Source organism: Komagataeibacter intermedius TF2 (genome assembly GCF_000964425.1).
Taxonomy (GTDB): domain Bacteria; phylum Pseudomonadota; class Alphaproteobacteria; order Acetobacterales; family Acetobacteraceae; genus Komagataeibacter; species Komagataeibacter intermedius.
This window is the reverse complement of record NZ_BANF01000167.1, coordinates 1-4,604: the sequence shown is the minus strand read 5'-3', so window position 1 is coordinate 4,604 and position 4,604 is coordinate 1. Positions and strand designations below refer to the sequence as shown.

The window sequence follows — 4,604 nt, the reverse complement described above, 5'->3', positions numbered from 1 at the left end:
GACCGGCAGGCCGCCAACCGCGCCTTTCTGGCGGGACAGCCCGATCGTGTCACGGTCAGCCCGGATCTCCTGACGCCGCCTGTTTCCCCATACGTGATTCAGGCGGGAACGGTGATTGCAGGCGCGCTTAATTCGAAAGTCAGTTCCGACCTGCCGGGGCAACTGATCGGGCATGTGACACAGAACGTCTATGACAGTCTGACCGGACGCTACCTGCTCGTGCCGCAGGGCAGTACCCTGTTTGGCACCTATAACAGCAGTGTTTCATTCGGGCAGCGGCGTACGCAGGTGATCTGGACCCGTCTCATCCGTCCCGATGGCGAAAGCATCGTGCTCGACAGGATCCCCGGTGCCGATGCGATCGGCCAGACCGGGCTCAAGGATCTGGTGGACCAGCATTGGGGCCAGCTTTTCAGGGCGGCGCTGGTGACAACCATGCTGAGCGTTGGGTCCGAAGCCGGGACATCATGGGGTGAAAACAACCTGCTTCAGGCGATCCGCAGCGGCGCCAGCAACGGGTTTTCCATGGTAGGCAACCGCCTGATCGACCGCAGCATGGATGTGCAACCCACGCTGACCGACCGGCCCGGCCTGCCGTTTACCCTGATCGTCAATCGCGATCTGGTCCTGAAACCCTGGCATCCGCATGAAGGGGCAACGCCATGACAAAACTCCGTATCAGCACCATTCCTGACAGTCGGCCGGTCAAGCTGACGATTGAACTGCCAGCCGAGATACATCGTGATCTGCTGCTGTATGCGGAACTGGTCTCGGGAAGCGCAGGTGAGGCGGCTGATGCCATTCCCGATGCGGCCAGGCTGGTGCCGCTCATGGTCGGACGTTTCATGGAGACCGATCGGGCCTTCCAGAAACAGCGACGCGGCAGAAAGCCAGCGTTGGCAGGCAGGATGACAGGCGTTGGCGACTAACGGTGAGGCAGGTTCAGCGCGCGGGCCGTTCAGTCTGTGCCCACAAGCCGTTCCCAGCGCTGTAGCCGTGGCAGCACGCGGACGATCAGGACCCCTTTGTCGTCAATAAGATAGAGAATATGGTGAGCCCGATGGCGGTGCAGCCGTATCGGCGGGGCGAACTCGCGACGTTCCGGCGCAAGCTGCGGATGTAACGCAATAAGGTCGAACGTGTCCGCCAGACCTGCATGGTAGGCCTCGGCCTGCCGTGGCCCGAATTCCCTCACGCCCTGCATGTAGATGCCGATGATGTCGTCTTCGGCAAGCCGTGTTTTTCTACAGGTCGGCATCCGTCGTCCCGGCAGCAGCCCGGGCGTCCTGCAGCAACTGCTTCATGCTTCTGGTCCCGACGCCGCTACGCAGACCGGCCGTGATATGGGTCTGGATTTCATCATGCACGGCACGGGCTTCCTGATCACGCCGGATCAGATCGCGGACATAGTCGCTCGCATTGCTGTAGCGTCCCGTCCTGGCCTGAGCCTCCACCCATTCCTTCATGGGGTCGGGCAGGGATATGTTCATTGTTGCCATCGGTGCCTCCAATCTCAACAATGACAATCTTTGCCAATTTCGGTCAATGAAATTGAGGGCAGGCGCACGGCACGGTATTCTAGGTCCAGATAGAAGGCTGCGTCTGGACGGGATCATTTATGGGCTGGTGAATGAAGCGGACGGGCAGCATCCGCCTTCATATTGGTCATTAAACTTACAAGATCACTATTCCCAGACCGGACACTAAATGGGGATGGGAACATTTCGTGTGCAGGTGCCCATTAAATATGGTTGTCCCCTTAAATTTGTATTCTCGTAATATCAGATATGCCGCGCGAGCGGAGCAGTAGATCAACCGAGCCGGGAAAAGGCAATGTCTGGATCAATCCCGCCGAAAATCAAACCTACTACAGATACTCCGCAAAAGTGACATAATCACTTCTGCCAAGCACCAAACCGTATCAAGTCTAGGTAAGAGGCCAGACCTTGCGTTTCAGTAAGAAATGGTTATTGACCATGTAAGTTCGGAAAAATTCATAGTGTCCGAATAGGCTTTCCAGCCCCGGTTGATAGCCAGCCATGTGGGTCATTTCGTCGAAAATGTAGGAGAGCCATCTGACAACCGAAAGCGTGTAAAAGCGTCCGTAATTCTGCGCCCATTTCGTCTGTCCAGTGCGTTCGGAAGCAGTCGTCGCGTCCGACATCACGTTGCCGGTCTCATCTGTGAACAGGACAAACATGTAGCAATCGGCCATCGCTCCGAATTGAGCTGCGCGTCTCTTTACAACAGCTTCACCTTTCTTCCCTCGATAATGATTATCGAGAATTGGCTCAACAACCTCGGTCCACCATTTGTTGACGGGCTCATTTGCTGGGTCAAATGAAGGGTTGCCTATCGCCTCGAAGTTGGCGTAGCGGCCCTTGGAGGCATCCGAGAATGCGTCAAGGCAGTTTATGACAGCAGTGCAGATAGGATGGTCAGGGCCGATGTGAGGTACGGTGATACTACGCTTTTCAGCAATCATGCCGACCTGCGCTATCAACTCCCTCAATTTGTGGCCATATTTGCGAACGACCGACTGCCCTGGAAGGGCTCCGTTATTCTCCAGTGCGTAATTGGCAACTAATATAAGCTTTGCCAGCCGTTCAATTCCAACCGAAAGTCCGAAGAAGGCAGTATAGTATTCACCGAATCCGCTTCCATAACTCGCACGACTTAATGCGGTTGCACCAGAGCCAAGTATCTGACTGATCAGAGATGCCTCGCGGTGCAACGCTTTCCACTCGGGAATTGTGAAGGGATCAGGACGCGTCATTCCCCAACCATATGACCAATCGTAGTGTTTGACCACGGTCGAGGCACGCGTGGGCACACATTTAGGACAAAATCTATCGGCCCACTTAATTCTGACTGTATCTAATTCAAGATACTCTGGGACTGTGCCTGAAAATGCCTATGGACGATGACCAGAGCCGTCAGTCTCCTCATCGGTGGTACCGTGTCCATTTTCCCATAGCTAGCTTCCTATAGCGGACAGGCGGGCTCCCCCCATTGCTGTCATTTTCCGTCGATGATCTGGTGTTGCTGCCGGAATTAAAAAGGCGGCACGGCTTCTTTCGGAAGAGGTGGAAAAGGCAGCAGGAGTTCCTCTGCCAGGCGCTCGGCCTGTGTGTGCGTTGAATAATGGACGTATTCGCCGCATATCATGCGGATATAGCCTTGCGGTTTGCGGTGATTAAGCGCCATATTCTCCGCAAGGGGTGCAGGGAATATGGCGCGATACATTCATCAGCATGAAGACTGGCCCGGCTTCCGGTGGAACAAGGATACCATTTCCCATGAACTGGCCGCCGTGCGTCACCGGCAGGGTCGGCTTCTGGGGCGTATGGAAAGTCTCGGCTTCGATTTCAGGTCAGAAGCCGTGCTTCAGACCCTGACGGAAGACGTCATCAAGTCGAGCGAGATTGAGGGTGAAAACCTCGATCGCGAGCAGGTGCGTTCTTCCATCGCCCGGCGACTGGGTATGGATATTGGCGCGCTGGCGCCAGTGGATCGGGATGTCGAAGGCGTCGTGGAGATGATGCTGGATGCGACCCGGCATTACGCTGAGCCTTTGACCGAAGAAAGGCTGTTCGCCTGGCATGCGGCTTTGTTTCCGACTGGCAGGAACGGCATGGCACGCATTCTGGTGGGAGAGTGGCGTGATGACAGAACCGGCCCGATGCAGGTCGTGTCTGGCCCTGTCGGACGGGAGAAGGTCCATTATGAGGCGCCGTCAGCCAGCAGGGTGCCCGCGGAGATGCAGGCCTTTCTCGACTGGTGCAATGCCGGGCACGCACTGGACCCGGTGCTGAAGGCTGCCATTGCACATCTGTGGTTTGTCACCATCCATCCGTTTGAAGACGGGAACGGGCGCATGGCGCGGGCCATCGGCGACCTCATACTTGCGCGTTCGGAACAGACAGACCAGCGGTTCTACAGCCTATCAGCCCAGATCCGCCACGACCGGAAGGATTACTATGCAATCCTTGAGGCTACCCAGAAGGGGGATATGGATATCACGTCCTGGCTGCACTGGTTTCTGGGGGCTCTGGATCGTGCCTTTGACCGTGCTGAGCTGGTTCTGGGAAAAGTCATCCAGAAAGCCCGTTTCTGGGACAGTCTGGCCGGGCAATCAATCAATGACCGGCAACGCCTCATGCTGAACCGTCTGCTGGACGGGTTCGAGGGTAAGCTGACCTCATCCAAATGGGCGAAGCTGGCGAAGACGTCGCCGGACACAGCCCTGCGAGATATTAATGATCTCGTGTCGCGTAATATTCTGGCCAGGGAGGCGGCAGGAGGAAGAAGCACAAGCTATGCGCTGGTTTTTCCCGAGACGTAAAACGCAGGTCGATGCTGACGAACAGGCACGTTGATTGGGTGTCATCTGCATTCAGGCTTGTGTCCTTGCATCGATGAGCGCGGATGAAATGCGCTGGGCGACCTGATCCGTCGAGCGTTTGACATTTTCCCGCTTCAGATGGGCGTAGCGGGAGGTGGTCTTGATGTCGCTATGACCCAGCATCCGACCGATCATTGTCAGGTCTGCTCCCATCTCTAGGCTCAGGACCCATTGATTTGTGTAGGGAATTTTGATTCAG

General features: G+C 56.3%; 7 protein-coding genes. 3 read left to right on the top strand and 4 right to left on the bottom strand.

Annotation, left to right across the window (positions count from 1 at the left end; translation table 11 throughout):
• Together B7449_RS15130 and B7449_RS15125 are read left to right on the top strand one after the other, a co-directional pair.
• A partial coding sequence (locus tag B7449_RS15130) for a TrbI/VirB10 family protein (RefSeq protein ID WP_048883777.1) occupies positions 1 to 666 on the top strand: 666 nt, incomplete at its 5' end.
• Positions 663 to 929: a DUF2274 domain-containing protein gene (locus tag B7449_RS15125; RefSeq protein WP_039733964.1), complete on the top strand. Its 267-nt coding sequence runs from the start codon at positions 663 to 665 to the stop codon at positions 927 to 929. The genes B7449_RS15130 and B7449_RS15125, both read left to right, overlap by 4 nt.
• A gap of 29 nt (positions 930 to 958) precedes the next feature.
• Here the strand turns inward: B7449_RS15125 and B7449_RS15120 are convergent, their stop codons facing one another.
• The 3 genes from B7449_RS15120 to B7449_RS15110 form a co-directional block, all read right to left on the bottom strand.
• The gene (locus B7449_RS15120; protein ID WP_039733967.1) at positions 959 to 1,258 is read right to left on the bottom strand and encodes a type II toxin-antitoxin system RelE/ParE family toxin; all 300 of its coding nucleotides are present in this window, start codon (positions 1,256 to 1,258) and stop codon (positions 959 to 961) included.
• The gene (locus B7449_RS15115; RefSeq protein ID WP_039733969.1) at positions 1,245 to 1,499 is read right to left on the bottom strand and encodes a type II toxin-antitoxin system ParD family antitoxin; all 255 of its coding nucleotides are present in this window, start codon (positions 1,497 to 1,499) and stop codon (positions 1,245 to 1,247) included. The genes B7449_RS15120 and B7449_RS15115 overlap by 14 nt, the downstream gene beginning before the upstream one ends.
• 428 nt (positions 1,500 to 1,927) lie before the next feature.
• Positions 1,928 to 2,776, bottom strand: a complete 849-nt coding sequence (locus tag B7449_RS15110) for a hypothetical protein (RefSeq protein ID WP_039733971.1) — start codon at positions 2,774 to 2,776, stop codon at positions 1,928 to 1,930.
• 456 nt (positions 2,777 to 3,232) lie between these two features.
• Here B7449_RS15110 and B7449_RS15105 point away from each other — a divergent pair, with 456 nt between their 5' ends.
• Entirely contained in the window at positions 3,233 to 4,345 is a 1,113-nt protein-coding gene (locus B7449_RS15105) for a Fic family protein (RefSeq protein WP_039733972.1), read from the top strand.
• 51 nt (positions 4,346 to 4,396) lie between these two features.
• Here B7449_RS15105 and B7449_RS15100 read toward each other — a convergent pair whose 3' ends face one another.
• Positions 4,397 to 4,558: a hypothetical protein gene (locus tag B7449_RS15100; protein WP_242407712.1), complete on the bottom strand. Its 162-nt coding sequence runs from the start codon at positions 4,556 to 4,558 to the stop codon at positions 4,397 to 4,399.
• Between the last annotated feature and the right edge of the window lie 46 nt (positions 4,559 to 4,604).